The organism is Pseudoalteromonas sp. SR43-7, assembly GCF_014163785.1.
Lineage (GTDB): Bacteria > Pseudomonadota > Gammaproteobacteria > Enterobacterales > Alteromonadaceae > Pseudoalteromonas > Pseudoalteromonas distincta.
Genome location: NZ_JACJDY010000022.1, coordinates 60,526 through 77,177 on the forward strand (window position 1 = coordinate 60,526; position 16,652 = coordinate 77,177).

10 protein-coding genes are annotated in these 16,652 nt (G+C 40.0%); 3 read left to right on the forward strand and 7 right to left on the reverse strand.

The features are described from left to right. Positions 1 to 3: 3 nt before the first annotated feature. The 6 genes from H5087_RS15985 to glk form a co-directional block, all read right to left on the reverse strand. Positions 4 to 1,128, reverse strand: coding sequence for a sterol desaturase family protein (locus H5087_RS15985; RefSeq protein WP_182672682.1), 1,125 nt, complete (start codon positions 1,126 to 1,128; stop codon positions 4 to 6). A 205-nt stretch (positions 1,129 to 1,333) separates the two neighbouring features. Then, complete coding sequence (gap, locus tag H5087_RS15990) at positions 1,334 to 2,338, reverse strand: type I glyceraldehyde-3-phosphate dehydrogenase (RefSeq protein ID WP_002959757.1); 1,005 nt, start codon at positions 2,336 to 2,338, stop codon at positions 1,334 to 1,336. 9 nt (positions 2,339 to 2,347) lie between these two features. Next, positions 2,348 to 2,968: a bifunctional 4-hydroxy-2-oxoglutarate aldolase/2-dehydro-3-deoxy-phosphogluconate aldolase gene (gene eda, locus H5087_RS15995; RefSeq protein ID WP_002959756.1), complete on the reverse strand. Its 621-nt coding sequence runs from the start codon at positions 2,966 to 2,968 to the stop codon at positions 2,348 to 2,350. A gap of 33 nt (positions 2,969 to 3,001) precedes the next feature. Next, on the reverse strand, positions 3,002 to 4,852 hold the full coding sequence (gene edd / locus H5087_RS16000; RefSeq protein ID WP_182672683.1) for a phosphogluconate dehydratase: 1,851 nt from the start codon (positions 4,850 to 4,852) through the stop codon (positions 3,002 to 3,004). Positions 4,853 to 5,186: 334 nt separating this feature from the next. Further along, a complete protein-coding gene (locus tag H5087_RS16005; protein ID WP_002959752.1) occupies positions 5,187 to 6,200 on the reverse strand; it encodes a LacI family DNA-binding transcriptional regulator in 1,014 nt (337 codons plus the stop codon). A 38-nt stretch (positions 6,201 to 6,238) separates the two neighbouring features. Further along, on the reverse strand, positions 6,239 to 7,231 hold the full coding sequence (gene glk, locus H5087_RS16010) for a glucokinase (protein ID WP_002959751.1): 993 nt from the start codon (positions 7,229 to 7,231) through the stop codon (positions 6,239 to 6,241). 290 nt (positions 7,232 to 7,521) lie between these two features. Between glk and H5087_RS16015 the strand changes: the two genes are divergently transcribed. The 3 genes from H5087_RS16015 to H5087_RS16025 all read left to right on the forward strand — a co-directional run bounded on the left by H5087_RS16015 (position 7,522) and on the right by H5087_RS16025 (position 13,978). Next, complete coding sequence (locus H5087_RS16015; RefSeq protein ID WP_024596123.1) at positions 7,522 to 8,538, forward strand: LacI family DNA-binding transcriptional regulator; 1,017 nt, start codon at positions 7,522 to 7,524, stop codon at positions 8,536 to 8,538. 274 nt (positions 8,539 to 8,812) lie between these two features. Continuing rightward, on the forward strand, positions 8,813 to 11,998 hold the full coding sequence (locus H5087_RS16020) for a TonB-dependent receptor (RefSeq protein ID WP_182672684.1): 3,186 nt from the start codon (positions 8,813 to 8,815) through the stop codon (positions 11,996 to 11,998). 72 nt (positions 11,999 to 12,070) lie between these two features. Continuing rightward, a complete protein-coding gene (locus H5087_RS16025; protein WP_182672685.1) occupies positions 12,071 to 13,978 on the forward strand; it encodes a S9 family peptidase in 1,908 nt (635 codons plus the stop codon). Between the two features lie 250 nt (positions 13,979 to 14,228). Here the strand turns inward: H5087_RS16025 and H5087_RS16030 are convergent, their stop codons facing one another. Beyond that, complete coding sequence (locus H5087_RS16030; protein WP_182672686.1) at positions 14,229 to 16,643, reverse strand: glycoside hydrolase family 15 protein; 2,415 nt, start codon at positions 16,641 to 16,643, stop codon at positions 14,229 to 14,231. Positions 16,644 to 16,652: the final 9 nt, after the last annotated feature.

The following is a 16,652-nucleotide window of genomic DNA, read 5'->3' on the forward strand; positions in this document are numbered from 1 at the left end:
TACTTATTTAGTGCGCTTAAACGGGTAAACCTGTTGTTTAAACATACCTACGGGCATGTAATCCCCGACTACACCATACGCTTGTGGCCACTCTTTTTGGCCTTTAACAGCAGTACCAAACACATAATCTAAAAACGAAAAATGTGCAGCGTAATTTCGGTCAATCGCGGCTTTATCTGACGCATGATGCCAATGGTGAAACTGCGGTGTAACCATAAAATATTTTAGCCAACCAAATTTCACACGCACATTTGCATGGTTAAACACAGCCTGCAAACCCACAATTATTACGTACAAACTAATTATTTGCTGTGAAAAACCAAGTACAAATATAGGCGTGAGCACTAAGCTGCGCGTTACGAGTATTTCAAGAATATGCTGGCGAGAGCCCGCTAACCAATCCATTTCTTTAGCACTGTGATGTACGCCATGAAAGCGCCATAATAAAGGGACTTCGTGATAGGCACGATGCACCCAATACTGCATTAAATCAGCCACGAGTATTATTAAAAACAACTGCACTATGAAGGGTGTTTGCTCTATATAACCTTGTACTGTAGATGATACAGCCCAGCCAAAGCCATAATGCACAAAGTGGTTAGTAACGAGTAATACAAAACCAATAATTAAATGATTTACAAAAAAGTGGTTTAAATCGCCTCGCCATTCGCTACGTAATATTTTTTGATCTTTACGATGAGGTAATAACTTTTCAATCACAATAAATATAAGTGTTGAGCCGAGTAAATCTAAAATAAACCAATCAAGCCCTATATAAGGTGTATCAGAAGCAAATTCGTTTACTTCAACGTTTGGTCCGCCAAACATAATAGCGAGTAAAATAAAAAACCACGCTGTAGCCCCTAAACGCTTATTGGTATTACGTACAAAGTTAAGTAATCCTAAACTGCCCGAGACCAATAATGATGCAAACATAAGCTGACGTAAAAAGTCGACGCTGTAGCTTTTTCTCAGCTCTGGTGTGGTTAAATATTCAGGAAAGTGAAACGCTAATACGCCTAAGCAACTCAGTATTGCTAAAAAGCAGGCTATGTAGCCACTTATGTTGCCCTCACCTATCTGAAGATGATTTGTGCGAAATACTTTTCGCGATAGAGCTCTGATCATTTTTATTATTCCTTGCGTCGTTGAGTTGATTAAATACAACGAAATTCCATTGATTTACACACCCACATATTAACAAAATTTAGGGTATAAAAAATACAAATAGTTCCCTTCTAATTTTGAATTGCAAATATACAGATAAACTAAACGCAAAAAAGCCACGCAATGCGTGGCTTGGTTGGATAAAGCTAAACTTTTACAAGGTCAATTATAAGTACTGACCTAATGCTTTAACTTGGTCTAACATGCGGTTTGAGAAACCCCACTCATTGTCGTACCAAGCCATTACTTTAACTAGTTTGCCATTGGCTTTAGTTTGCGTTGCATCAAAGATTGACGACGCTGGGTTATGGTTAAAGTCGATAGAAACAAGCGGAAGCTCGTTATATTCTAAAATACTCTTCATTGAACCCGTTGATGCTTCTTTCATGATTGCATTGATTTCTTCTGCAGTCGTATCACGCTTAGTGATAAACGTAAAATCAACTAAAGAAACATTGATTGTAGGTACACGTACCGACATACCATCTAATTTACCAGCAAGTTCTGGTAATACTAAACCAACAGCTGCCGCAGCACCTGTTTTAGTTGGGATCATAGATTGAGTTGCACTACGCGCACGGTATAAATCTGGGTGGTAAACGTCAGATAAGTTTTGATCGTTGGTGTAAGCGTGAATAGTCGTCATGCTACCTTGCTCAATACCTACTGTGTCGTTAATTGCTTTTGCAATTGGCGCTAAACAGTTAGTAGTACAAGAAGCGTTAGAAATGATATTGCTGTCAGCATTAATTACGTCGCTGTTTACACCATGCACTACTGTTGCATCTAAACCAGTACCTGGAGCAGATACGATTACTTTTTTAGCGCCTGCAGTAATGTGCTTAGCGGCGTCATCACGTTTAGTGAAAAAACCAGTACATTCTAAAACGATATCTACGTTTAGCTCTTTCCACGGTAAGTTTGCAGGGTCACGCTCTTGCGTTAACGTAATTACGTCATCCCCAATTAGCATAGTGTTGTTTTCAAGTGTTACTTTTTTTGAAAATTGACCATGAACAGAGTCATATTGCGTTAAATGTGCATTTACGTTAGCTGGTGCTAAATCGTTAATTGCTACAATTTTAATTTCGCTGTTTTGGGCTGACTCATAAAGTGCACGTAAAACATTTCTACCGATACGGCCGTAACCGTTAATTGCTACATTAATCATTTTAGACTCCTATTTAAGTTCACTTGCTTGGCGAGCAAGCGCTTCAATTGCTTGCCAGTCTTTATTTTCAATTAGTTGTTTATCTAGCATCCACGTACCACCAACACAAATAACGTTGTTAAGCGCTAAATAATTAGGAGCAGTTGCTAGGCTAATGCCGCCAGTTGGGCAAAAAGTAATATGTGGTAATGGGCCACCGATTGATTTAAGCATAGCTGTTCCGCCTGCAGCTTCTGCTGGGAAGAATTTTAAATACTTAAAACCATGCGACGCAAGTTGCATAACTTCACTTGCAGTTGCAGCGCCTGGTAAAAATGGTATATCTGATGTTTTAGCTAAAGCAATAAGCTCATCACTAACACCTGGACTCACCATAAAATCTGCACCAGCAGCAACCGAAAGATCAAAACTTGCCTTATCTACTACCGTACCAGTACCTACATAGGCTTCAGGTACTTCTGCTTTCATTAGCTTTACAGCTTCTGCAGCAATGGGTGTACGTAGTGTTATTTCTAAGGCTTTTAAGCCACCGTTGTATAAAGCTCTTGCAAGTGGTGCTGCATCTTCTAATTTTTCGATTACAACCACTGGCACTACGGGTGCCGATGCTAAGATTTTTTCAATACTCATTACTTGTTCCTCATTACCCAGTATGGCTAATATTTATTCAAGTCCAAAAGCACTCGCGCCTAAATCGGCACTGCTTACGATATTTCTAAATCCAGTAAATAATTCACGACCTGTACCAAATGTTGCACTTGGCAGGCTAAGTTCTGCTTCACGCTTAGCAAGCTCTTCGTCGCTAACGTGTACTTTTAAGATTCCGTTTGGCGCATCAAGCGTCACTAAATCGCCTTCTCGGATTTTAGCAATAATGCCGCCTTCTACTGCCTCTGGTGCTAAGTGAATAGCAGCAGGTACTTTACCTGATGCACCCGACATACGACCGTCAGTAACAATGGCTACTTTAAAGCCTTCATCTTGAAGCGTTGCCATTACTGGCGTTAACTTGTGTAGCTCTGGCATACCTTTCGCTTTAGGGCCTTGCTCTTTTAGCACGGCAATAAAGTCTTGGTTTAATTCGCCACGAGTGTATGCATCTTGAAGAGCACTTTGTGAGCTAAATACTTTTGCAGGAGCAGTAACGGTTTGATGTTCTTCAGCAACCGCTGACACTTTGATAACAGCTTTACCTAAGTTGCCAGTTAGAAGTTGCAGACCACCTTGCTTACTAAATGGGTTACTCACTGGGCGAAGTACTTCTTCATCGTGCGAGTTTGCTGGGCAATCTACCCATTTAACTTTAGTTGGGCCAGTTGAGTCGCTCATGATCAAGCTATCGTCTTTATCTAAACGAGGCTCTGTCATGTATGGTGCTAAACCATCGCCAAGCATTGTTTTAACGTCTGTATGTAAGTAACCAGCGCTTGCTAGTTCTCGCATTAAGAAACCCATACCGCCAGCTGCTTGAAAGTGGTTTACATCAGCTGAGCCGTTAGGGTAAATACGTGTAAGAAGTGGTACAACTTCTGATAAGTCAGACATATCTTTCCACGTAACCTGAATGCCGGCAGCTTTTGCTATCGCAACAATATGGATTGCATGGTTAGTAGAACCACCTGTAGAAAGCAGACCCACTAAACCATTTATAATCGTTTTTTCGCTGATCACATCGGCTAAACACGGGCTTTCTTTATCATCTGTAAGTTGCTTAAGCATTGTTTCTACAGCATTACCTGTAAGACCATCGCGAAGCTCAGTGTAAGGATTAATAAACGAGCTACCTGGAAGGTGTAAGCCCATTATTTCCATCAACATTTGGTTTGAATTGGCAGTACCGTAGAACGTACATGTACCAGCGCTGTGATAAGACGCGCTTTCAGCTTCTAATAAGTCTTCGCGGCTTACTAAACCTTGTGCAAATTTTTGGCGAATACGTGCTTTTTCTTTATTCGGAATACCTGATTGCATTGGACCTGCTGGTAAAAAGAACACAGGTAAATGACCAAACGACAATGCACCAATTAATAAACCCGGGACGATTTTGTCACAAACACCTAAACAAAAAACGCCATCAAACACATCGTGCGAAAGAGATATTGCTGTAGACATAGCAATTACATCGCGAGAAAAAAGTGAAAGTTCCATGCCGTCACGCCCTTGCGTAACACCATCACACATTGCAGGAACGCCACCAGCAACTTGTGCTGTAGCATCGAATTTGGTAGCAATGTCTTTAATTAAATCTGGGTAGTCTTTATATGGCACATGAGCCGATAACATGTCGTTGTATGAGTTGATAATAGCAAGATTTGGCTGCTCATCAGCCTTTAAGCGCGCTTTGTCATCACTGCTACATGCAGCCATAACATGGGCTATATTTCCGCAACCTAAACCGGCACGAACTCTTGTTTGTTTTTTTGCGTGCGAAATGCGATCTAAATAATCTTGACGGGTATTTTTACTGCGTTCGATAATGCGCTGGGTAACTTCTTGAATACGAGGATGTAACATAATTTAACTCATCTCTATTAGTTAGAGGATAAAGGCTCAGTAGCAACTACAGACTCCACGTAAATAACTGTACTGAGCATCTTTGATTTACCCGTTCAAAGGTACGCTACCAGGGAGCCTCTCACAACAACCCTGACACCGGTGTCACTGTATTAACGCATAGCAATGACACCGGTGTCAACCCCGGGTAACAAAAATAGTTTAATATTTTAACATGACCGAATAATGACCTAATTGATTTTTAGGCACAAACCATGTTTTAGCAAGTTCAGAGTAAAAAAGCCCGAATAAGCGTCACTCATATTCGGGCTACTGTGAAAGTGTTTTAAACTCACTATTTTATTGCTGAGGTAGACTCGCGTGTAATCAAGCGCGACTCAAGCGTTACCTGATACGGCTGCTCTTGTGGTTGAGCTATGTGTGAAATAAGTTGCGTTACGGCTTGTTTAGTCATTTCTTCAACGGGCTGTGCAATCGTTGTTAACCCAGGCCAAATATGACGTGCAATGGGCGCATTATCAAACCCAGCTATTGAAATGTCATCAGGCACTTTTAATTGGCGCTGAGTTGCTAATTTAAGTACGGCAGCCGCCATGTAATCGTTTGATGCAAATACAGCGGTTGGCCTAGGGGATAAATCTAATATGCTGCGTGCACTATCTACACCCGAGTGATAACTAAAGTTACCCTCCTCGACTAAGCGCTCATCAAATTCTATACCATGGCTTGCAAGTGAACGCCTGTAACCTTTAAAACGTTGTTGCGTGGCACTGTGATCCGGGTGCCCTTTAATAAAGGCTATAGATTTATGACCGAGGTTAATTAAATGCTCGGTAATCTCAAATGCGCCTTGCTCGTCGTTACTACGCACTGAAATTGAATCATCTTGTAGTAAAGCTGAAGCAACTCTTGCATAAGGAATTTTTTTAGATTTTAAAAAAGAAGCAAGCTCAGCAAAATCACCAAAAGGAGGTGTTAGCACAATGCCATCTAATCGAGAAGTCTGTAGTAATTGCTCAATATTATTTATAAGTGCTTCACCACGAAACTCACAAGGGTGTATCAATAAATTATAGTTGTTTTCTTTACACGCTTCTAAGGCGCCCGTTTGCACTCGGGTAATATAACTTTTACTTGGGTTATCGTATAAACAGCCAATAATAAAGCTACGATTTTGAGCAAGACCTCGTGCAATTGGATTTGGGGTGTAATCAAGCTCTTTAAATACCGCAAGCACCTTTTCTCGGGTGGCGGCACTTACATTAGGCTCATTGTTTAACACGCGTGAGACGGTTTTTTTAGAAACCCCTGCATGGCTTGCTACACTATTTATGGTTACTTTTTTCATCTGTCCATTATCCAAATACAACCTGTAAGACCAAAGCCCTATTTGCTATTGTGTAAACACGCAGCAGCGCCAATAAGCGGTATGTTGTCTTGTGTTACGAGTGTTACAGGGATTTGTCCTGCGTACTGCGACATAATACCCTTTTGCGAAAATCGTTCAACAAAACGACTCTCAAGAAGTCTCGCTTGCATACGAGGTAGTATTCCACCGCCAATAAATAATCCACCTAACGCGCCATAAACAACCGCTAAATCACCGGCAACACTGCCAATCCAATCACAAAACTGGTTTAAGGTTGCATCACACACATCACATTCACCACTATTTGCAAGGCTGCTAATTTGTGCGGCATCTAAATTTTTAGCTGTTACACCCTTAACCGCAGACATTGCTTTGTATAAATGCGTTATGCCAGGACCTGAAAAAACTGTTTCGATAGAAACATGGGGATGATCTTTACGTAACTCATTTAATAATAAAGTATCGAGTTCATTAACAGGTGCAAGTGATATATGCCCCCCTTCTGAACTTAGCACTGCGGTAGATTGAGACGTTCTAACTAAGCACGCGGCACCAAAACCAGTACCTGGACCTATAACACCAATGTTTGCGTTATCATCAGCTTGACCTGATTTAACAATGACATTTTGTTTAGGATCTAAGTAAGGGGCAGCGTAAGCAAAGGCAGCAAAATCATTAATGACTTCAAGTTGTTGTAAATCAAAATGAGTTTTAAATTCACTGACGCTAAAATGCCAACCTAAATTGGTTAAATGCACTTGCCCGGCTTTTATTGGCCCTGCAACGGCTAAACATGCGCGTTTGGGTGCAATATGTGGGACTGTTTGTAAATATTGCTCGAGCGCACTTTCAAGAGAACCAAAGTTGGCACTAGGAAAAATATTAATGTGCTCTATTATAAATTGGTTAGTCTGTTCATTAAAAGCAGTTATTAAAGCAAAGCGGGCATTAGTGCCGCCGACATCAGCAACTAAGATGGGATCAAATTGGGCAGAAGCGTTTGGGCTCATAGTATTATCTCTTTTGTTAAGCGACTCATGCTTATTATTTTACAATGGTGTACCATTGTTATTTATACTTTGAGCTATCACCTCAAAGTAGCTATCACAGTAAAAAATGCTGCCTATAAAGATATAGACAGCGAATACGTTTTGACAACAAAATGATAAAACACTGACATTATGACACCGGTGTCAGGAATTTATCAATAAAAATATACGTTAATTCACAAAAAGCTTGAAATTATTCATCAATAAACGAAAATGACACAATTATTTATCAATTTAATTAAGTTGTAACAATGAAAGGTAAAGCTACCTCATTTGATATTGCCCACTATGCAGGGGTATCTCAATCGACTGTATCTCGCGCTTTACGTAACAGCCACCTTGTTAATGAAGAAACACGCAAGCGTGTTTTCGATATAGCTAAAAAGCTTAATTATAAAGTTGATAAAAATGCGAGTAACCTTCGCACTCAACAAAGTAGTACGCTTGCATTATTGTTGTTTGAAGATCCCACTTCTGACGAGTCCCAAATAAATCCTTTCTTTTTAGCCATGCTTGGCAGTATTACCCGTGCTTGCGCTAAAGAAGGTTACGATTTATTAGTTTCATTTCAATCGGCCAGTGCTGATTGGCAAGCAGACTACGAAGACAGCCACAGAGCTGATGGCATTATTTTACTCGGGTATGGCGATTACATTGATTACCAACCAAAATTTAACACCTTACTTGAACAAAACACTAAGTTTGTTTGCTGGGGTGCAACGGTAGATAACCGTCCCGATTTAACTGTTTGTTGTGATAACTACGGTGGCGGTAAGCTCGCCGCTGAGCACTTTATTGCGCATAGCAGAACTGATTGCGCTTTTATTGGTGATGCTTCTGATCACAGCCCCGAATTTTTTAGTCGTTTTCAGGGTTTTAAAGATGAGCTATTGGCTAACAACGTTAAAATAAATGAACGTAAAATGGCTAATGCTATCTCTACTGAAGAATCAGGTTATCACGCCACACGCTCACTAATTGCTAATAATATTAAATTTAACGCCTTATTTGCTGCAAGTGACTTAATTGCTATAGGGGCTATACGCGCACTTAAAGAAGCAAATATTAACGTTCCGAAAGATGTTGCGGTAGTCGGCTTTGATAATATAGCCATTGCAAGTTATGTAAACCCACCACTAACTACAATAGAGCAAAACACCACTATTGCTGGGCAAATGTTAGTAGAGAACCTATTAAAACTGATACGTGGTGAAGAAGTTCAAAGCACCCTGTTGCCTCCTATTCTCATTCCTAGAAAGTCAAGCTGAGCCTTCTCTTTCCATGTATATGCCGACTACATCCATTCACATTCGTTTACAAATAAGAAAACCATTTAAAAACAGACAATTAAAAAAAAATTAGCGAAAAAAATCACTTTTAAGGCCCAAAACTGACTGTTTCAGCACCTATTGCGTAGTTACTCACCATTAACCGCATTTACTATTTAGTTTCAATAATGTAAATTTATTGTGATGCTATATTTCACTTTGTTTAATTTATGATTTATAGCTTAAATAACAATAATATCTCAGGGATTTACATATGTTTAAAACTAAAGCACTATCAAATGCAATAAGATATTCTTTATTGCTAGGATCTGTAGCCTTAGCGCCTAACGCGCTAGCCCAAGAAAATGACTTAAACTCAGACGTTGAACTAGAAGAAGAAGCGCCAGAGCGAATTGTTGTTACAGGTTCGCGTATAAGAAAAGCTGAATTTTCAAATGCATCGCCAATTCAAATTATCAACGGTGACTTATCTCGTGAAATGGGTTTATTTGATGCAGGTTCAATGCTCCAGTCAACCAGCCAAGCGGCTGGTGCTCAAATAGATAATACATTTGGTGGTTTTGTACTAGATAACGGTCCAGGTGCTGCAACAATCGGATTTCGTGGTTTAGGTGCTGAGCGTACTCTTGTACTTATCAACGGTCGAAGAATGGCTCCCGCAGGTGTAGGTGGTGCGCCAACTTCACCTGATTTGAACTTGATACCAGGTGTAATGATTGAGCGTGTAGAGAATTTATTTGATGGCGCATCAACCGTTTATGGTTCTGATGCGGTAGCGGGTGTAGCTAACGTAATATTAAAAAAAGATGTTGAAGGCTTTATTTTTGATGCATCTTACCGTCAACCTAAAGGTGAAGGCGGTGAAGAAACTGTACTTTCGGGTATGTGGGGCAAAACCATGGATAATGGTTTTATCACCGTTGGTGTTGAATATTCAGAACAGAAATCTCAATCTTTAGCTGGCAACCCTTTTGTTAAAGGGTGTGAAGAGCGTATTTGGGAAGCTGAAGATGGCAGTATCGTAACCCGAAACAGTGGCTATGGTCCTGTAGCAAGCGGTGAAGATTCATGTGACATTTTCCCTCTAACAAACCGTATTAGCGTACCATCTTTCTTTGGTAGTGTTTATTATACACCTGACTTTACAAACACTGGTATTCCAAACTTCAGTGAATCAACTGTACCATCAAGTCTTGAAGGATTTTTACCTTCATGGGTAGCGGGCGATTTTGATGGCGATGGTATCAATGATGGTGTATTTGTAGATGGTAACGGCGATGGTTTCCGTGACGTTGATTTCCAAGACCCTCTATACGCTTTCCAACAATCTGATTACTACAAAAGCGGTGATTACAGAAGTAAAAATGAACGTATTTCACTAATGCTTAATGGTGAATATAACTTCCAAGATGATAACGATACAACTTTCTACTACGAAGGTTTATACGCTAGTCGTAAATCACCAATTTTTAGCCCAGGTGCACAGATATTCCAACAAGTAGCGGCATCAAACCCATATAACCCTTGTGGAACAAACGGTATTGACTGTTTTGGCGTGTTAGGTGTGGGCCCTGGTGGACCAGAAGCCGTTCAGCCAATCATCAATATTCGTGGTGACCGTGATCAAACTGAGGTTGAAGTTTCACAATATCGCTTAGTTACTGGTGTTACTGGTAATCTTGGTATGTTTGAAAACATCGGCTTAGACAATTGGTACTACGACGCATCTGTATCGTACAGCGCATCAAAAGGTACTGACCACCGTGTTGGTATTGATGAAGAGCGCTTAATTAACTCATTAGAAACCGCTGTTCTTAATGATGATGGTACTGTTACCTGTGGTACCGGTTCTGATGGATGTGTTCCTGTTAATTTATTTGCAGATAGTATTTATCAAGAAGGTGGCGGTACGCTTTCACCTGAAGAAGCTGCTTATTTATTTATCGACCGCGACATCGAAACTAAAGTAAACCAGTTTGTTTTCAATGCATTCATGGGTGGTGATTTCTTCGCATTACCATGGAACAACGAAACTGTTGCAGGTATCGTTGGGGTTGAATATCGTCGTGATGAAATTGAATCAAATCCAAATGCTGCTGCATCTCAAGGCCTACTATGGGGTTACTTTGCTGACCAAGGCGCTGATGGCTCACGTAACTTAAAGGAAGTATTCACAGAAGTTGAATTCCCTTTACTTAAAGGTGTTAAAGGCGCTGAAGAACTTACATTTACAGCTTCTGGCCGTGTTTCTGAAGAATCTTTCTACGATGCAGAATCAACTTATAGTCTTAAAACAATTTACCGTCCTGTTGAGTGGTTTACTCTACGTGCAACAAAAGGTACTTCGTACAGAGCACCTAACCTACGCGAGCGTTTCTTAAACGGTACGTCTGGTTTTAATACAGTTGCCGATCCATGTGTTGTTCCAGAAGATGCTCGTAATATCGACCCATTGAACCCAGGTTCAGCAGCTACATATAATGCAGCTGAAGAAACACGTGATACAGCTGTACTAAACGCTTGTCAAGCATCAGGTATTGATCCAACTACTCTTGGTTTAGGTCAAAATGGAACTGACTCATACACTGCAGCTTACAGCGCTGAGATTGAAACTGGCGGTACAACTGAGCTTAGTCCTGAAACATCAGTGGCTAAAACATATGGTTTTATCTTTGAACAACCGTTCACTGATGCATTTGATTTAACAATGTCATTAACTCGTTTTGATATTGAAGTAACGAATAGTATTGCAGAACCAAGCGCTGGTTACAGTATTGGTCAGTGTTATTCTGCTGATGGTAATGATGCTTTCTGTAGCCGTATCGGGCGTGATGAAAATGGTCAAATTGATTTAGTTGATGCTAGCTTTATCAATATTGGTTTAATCTCATCTAAAGGTTTTGATTACAATATCTACTTTGAAACAGATACAGTAATCGCAGAAGAAAACCTAGGTATTACACTAGATCTTCAAGCTACTCGCATGACAGAACAAGTTTTTGACGTGCTTGGTACTATTGATGACAATATGGGCGAACCAGATTCTCCAGAATGGCGTGGTACCGCTCGCTTACAACTTAAATACTCTGATTTTAGATTTAACTGGGAAACGCGTTTCATCGGTAAAGGTCGTGAAGATGAGGATGATTTAGGAGAATTTGAAGAAGGCACTGCAGGTTGTCGTGGTTTAACTGACGCAAACGGTGAAGCACTTAAATGTCGCCCAGTTGGTTTCACCGATGACTACTTTGTACATAACATCGGTATGACCTGGTCTAACGATGCTTATAAAGTGAACTTTGGTGTTCGTAACGTGTTTAATGAAGCTCCTCCTAAAGTAGATCCAAGTGGTTCTTTTTCAAACACTAATATCCCTCTAGGTGTTGGTTATGACACTTCAGGTCGTAGCCCATACATCAGTTTTACAGCTTCTTTTTAATTAGAATTGGCTGAGTAAATATTCAATCCAGATGGCCTAAAATTTTAGGCCATTTTTTTTGAGGGAATAAAAATGAAATTTAAAAAAAGAATATTAGTAGGATTAACCCTACTAGGCCTATCTTCTTTTGCTAATAGCGAAACTGAAGATGCGGCACAAGTAAGCAGTATTGATGCTTTCTCAATGTCATCTGCTATACGCAGTGTTGTAGCATCACCTGATGGTAAGAAGCTTGCTATTTTAAGAGCGACTACTAAAAATGGTGACTATATAATTGAGATAAGAGATCCAAATAACCTAGATGCAGAGCCTGTAAGATTAGGCGCTGATAAAATGCTGATATCTTCAATCGTATGGTTAAACGATGAAAAACTTGGCGTTATGTTTAGGCAAATATTAGAAGATGGAAGTCGCAAATACTGGGTTAATAAGTTTGCAATAACCGATGCAGATGGTAAAGGCGACTGGCTATTACCATTTAAGAAAAAACGAAATGTTCAATTTAATATAATAAATATACTGCCTGACAAAAAAGATGAAGTATTAGTAGAGGTTGATATTAATAATAACTACATTCCAGATGTAGTGCGCTTTAATATTAATACTGGACGAAGCGTTACTGTAATGCGCGGAAATGAAAAAGTATCAGGCTCATTCGTTTCTGATTACGACGGTGAAATAAGAATAGCCCAAGGTTGGAATAAGTCTGATAACGCAATCGATTATTATGCCCGAGATAAAGGTAATGATGATTGGAAAGTAATTAAGCAAGTTAGTCCTAAAAAGCGTGAAAACTTTGAGATTTTAGGGTTTGCGAAAGGTAACCCTAACGAAGTTTATGTTAATGCCAACTTAGGCGAAAATACGACTGGCATTTATATTTATAATATTAAAACAGGTCAGTATTCTGAACGTCAATTTGGTCTTAAGTCTGTAGATACCGATGGTGTAATACTTGATACCGACGGCACCTTACAAGGCTTTCGCTATACAACTAAGCAACCTAAGTTTTATTTCACAGATCCTAACCTGCAAGCACTTAACGAATCTGTTGCGTCTTTATTTAAAGGTAAATTTGTACAAATCATCAGTAGCTCTGATAACGATAATGTATTAGTAGTGAGAGTATCTGCTGACGATAACCCTGGCAGCTATTACATTGTTACTAATAAACAGAAGTTAACTAAGATTGGTGATCGCCTTCCGTTTATTGATAAAAGCAAATTGGGATCCGTTAAATATATCTCCTATAAAGCAAGAGATGGACGTAAAATAAAAGCATACGTAACTATTCCTGCAACTAAAGGTCCTTACCCCGCAATAGTACTCCCTCACGGTGGTCCTTGGGTTCGTGACTCTGTTGTATTTGATGACTGGGCACAGTTACTCGCCTATCATGGTTACGTAGTTATTCAACCAAACTACCGAGGTTCTACAGGTTACGGTTTGGAGCATTGGGTAGCCGGTGATAATAACTGGGGCTTGAAAAAACAAGATGATTTAGACGACGCCGCACAATATTTAATAGATAAAGGTTTAGCAACAAAAGATAAGCTTGCTTTATTTGGTTGGAGTTATGGTGGTTATGCTGCATTTGCTGCATCTATGCGTGAAAACAACATATATAAATGTGTTGTTGCCGGTGCGGGTGTAAGTGATTTGAGTCGTATCAATGCAACTCTTAACGAAAATCGCTTTTTAAGTATCTTACAACGCCCTACTATTACTGGTGTCTCTCCTGTAGAGCAAGTAAATAAAGTAAATATTCCTATACTGGTTGTACATGGCGATATCGACAGTCGTGTTCCAGTAAAACACAGTAGAGACTTTGTATCTGAGCTTGAAAAGTACAAAAAAGACTTTAAATATATTGAGCTAGAAGATGCTGATCACTTTTCTGATACGCTTTTCTACGATCATAAAAAAGAGTTTTATACAGAGTTGTTATCTTGGTTTGATAATAAATGTGGCCTCAAATAATGTAATAAAAGGGTGGCATTCATTTCATATGAAGAGCACCCTTCATATCAAATCGCCTAATTAGGGGATCTATTTTGAGGTAAGAAAATCGTACTGATAACAAGATAAAAATTTCGTTATCTAGTTATTACCAACAAATAATTAAGTATTATTGCTGATTCATGTTAGTTTAAATACAGAATAACTGAATAGTAAAAAAGGCTTCTAAATTTATTTAGAAGCCTTTTTAATAACTGCAGCTTGCTTTATATTAGTCTTTAAGTGACTCGCCAACCACTGGATAATAATCCCATACTTGTTTATCACTGAGTGAGCGTACAAGCTTAATGTATTCTGCATGTGTCCATGCAAGTGGCGTTGCTGAGTTTGTGCCCTCGCCTAACGCATAACCAGCTTTATTTACACCTACACCATCCCATACTTGCTCTGGTAGCATTAGCCCTTTATTGGCAAATTGCTCCAAACCTTTAACATAACTATTTTTAATTTGCGCTTGTTTAGCATCATCAAAGGCGTTGTTTGCGTTAGCTGCTGCTATTTCATAGTGGCCACGTTCACCTGTGAAAAATGGCCATACACGACCACGTTGGCCTGGTGTATTACTGCCACCCTCGGCATAGTTTGTGCCCGTTACTTCATCTTCGCCGTAGCCATCATTACCATAGCGGCGATAGCCTGCAAATGTGCCGCTGCCGTCGTCAAAGCTAAAGCTGTATTTAACTTGTAGGTTATCTTCTAGTGTTTCGTCATCGTACTCAGGTAGTGTTTTAACGATGCTTTCATCATTTGCACCGCGTACGCCATAGCGTACTAGCTCTAAAAAACCGCCATCTAAAATTTGCTTTTTATTAAACCCTTCGCGGCCATTATTAGCGTTAATTTTAGTGTTTGAGTTTGCATCGGTATCTTGGCCTATACGAATAAAGTATTCGCCATCGCTATTCTCGCCTTTTAAGTTACCTTTAGTGGTAAACATTTGCGATTCAATATCGCTGCTGTATTTTTTAGCTGTATCTAAGTAGCGCTTTGCGTTTGTATCATCGCCACTTAGTGTTGCAATATCACTGGCTGTAATAAGGCCAGCTACTATTGCTGCAGTAGTCGAAGGCGAATAACCGCTTTGCTCTTCCCAACGCTCTTGTTGGGTTGCCGGTGGTGTAATTTGCGTGTCGTTCCATAAAATTTTAGCAAGGCCGCCATCAACCAAAAAATCAGCAGCGGGTTTTAACATTTTCCCGTACCAGCTTTTTAGCTCTTCATCACTAAGTACATTGGCTTTATGTAACTTCCAGGCAAGCATGATAGGCATAGCTGTTTGGTCAAGCTGTACGCCGACCCATTCAAGCTCACCATCGACGTGTGTTTTTTGTAAAAACCAGCCTGTATCGCCTTTATTACCTGGTGTTTTGCTGTTTACTTGCACTTTTTCAAGGTATTCAAACGCTGTTTTTGCTGTGGCTGTATCACCGAGCGCCATAAATGCCATGGCTACTTGATAAAAGTCGCGCACCCATACTGCTTTATAGCCAGTAGAGCCCTCTTTAGCCGAAACCGTTTCGCCCCATGGATTAGATAGAGAAGCAATTAATGCCCCTGCGTGTGTTTTATCTTCTTGTGCCTTTAAAACCATAGCGCTTGTGTATAAAAGCTTACCGTTATCGGCTGTTTGTCTAACCATGCTATTAAGCGGTTTTAGGCTTTGTAAGTAATCTTCCCAGCCTAGCGCTTCACCTTTACCGTTATAGTGATCAAGCACCGCTTGGTACCCTTTTGCTAAGCTTTTTTCGCCTTGCTTTATACTTTGCTGCTGCGTTTTACCAAAACTAAGTGCTAAATCAAAGGTGGTATTCGCGCTTATGTCGCCAAGCTCTGCAAGCATGCTTACATTACCTGCTGTATCGCCGGTATTTGTGTATTGTGTATTTATAGATTGCGTAGTTTTAAGTGCGTTAATACCATCGCTTTCACCGGTAAAGCCCACTGTTTTATCTTTAAATGAGGTCGCTGATTGAAGTGATAAATAGTTATCGTCTTCCCATGCGACAAGGCCTTGCTCAGTCGTTTTAGCGAAATCACCTAGCCCGTTATTATTAATATACGGATTAACAGACACATATGCTTTTAGCCCTTCAAGCTCAGTGTTAAATACACTGCGTACAAATAATGTTTGCCCATCTGGGTCAGTAAAAATGTGTTTTTCTAGGCTAAAGCGCCCTTGTTTATCAGTGCTAGTTACTTTATAAGCCAGAGAAAGTGGGCGACCTTGTGCATCTTTATGTAAGTAATCAATGGTGACATCTAAATCATCAGCTTCACTAACGGTAAAGTCTTTACCTGTTACTATAAATTGCATGTCTTTTATTTGAGCTTGGTGAATAAGCCCAAACATGGTTTCGGTGATCATACCTTTAGCAATTGAAAACCACACCTTAGATACATCGCCCGTTGCAGCTGAATCACTGTATTGGCCGTTTTGGTATTGCTCGTATGACGTGCCAATACCTGTTTTACCCGCATAAGCCCAAAATGGTTCAGCACCTGGGGCGCCTGGTGCTGATGTAACCTGTGCTGTGGTACTTTCGTTAGTTGTGCTTGTGTTTTGAGCGCCGCAAGCCGTTAAACCTAACGTTAAAAGTGAGGCGGTTATAAGGTTATATTTTTTCATTGTGTGTCC

Excerpts from the sequence above, each read along its gene's own strand:
- H5087_RS15985 (WP_182672682.1), bottom strand. The coding sequence starts at position 1,128 with ATGATCAGAGCTCTATCGCGAAAAGTATTTCGCACAAATCATCTTCAG.
- gap (WP_002959757.1), bottom strand. The coding sequence starts at position 2,338 with ATGATTAATGTAGCAATTAACGGTTACGGCCGTATCGGTAGAAATGTT.
- eda (WP_002959756.1), bottom strand. The coding sequence starts at position 2,968 with ATGAGTATTGAAAAAATCTTAGCATCGGCACCCGTAGTGCCAGTGGTT.
- edd (WP_182672683.1), bottom strand. The coding sequence starts at position 4,852 with ATGTTACATCCTCGTATTCAAGAAGTTACCCAGCGCATTATCGAACGC.
- H5087_RS16005 (WP_002959752.1), bottom strand. The coding sequence starts at position 6,200 with ATGAAAAAAGTAACCATAAATAGTGTAGCAAGCCATGCAGGGGTTTCT.
- glk (WP_002959751.1), bottom strand. The coding sequence starts at position 7,231 with ATGAGCCCAAACGCTTCTGCCCAATTTGATCCCATCTTAGTTGCTGAT.
- H5087_RS16015 (WP_024596123.1), top strand. The coding sequence starts at position 7,522 with ATGAAAGGTAAAGCTACCTCATTTGATATTGCCCACTATGCAGGGGTA.
- H5087_RS16020 (WP_182672684.1), top strand. The coding sequence starts at position 8,813 with ATGTTTAAAACTAAAGCACTATCAAATGCAATAAGATATTCTTTATTG.
- H5087_RS16025 (WP_182672685.1), top strand. The coding sequence starts at position 12,071 with ATGAAATTTAAAAAAAGAATATTAGTAGGATTAACCCTACTAGGCCTA.
- H5087_RS16030 (WP_182672686.1), bottom strand. The coding sequence starts at position 16,643 with ATGAAAAAATATAACCTTATAACCGCCTCACTTTTAACGTTAGGTTTA.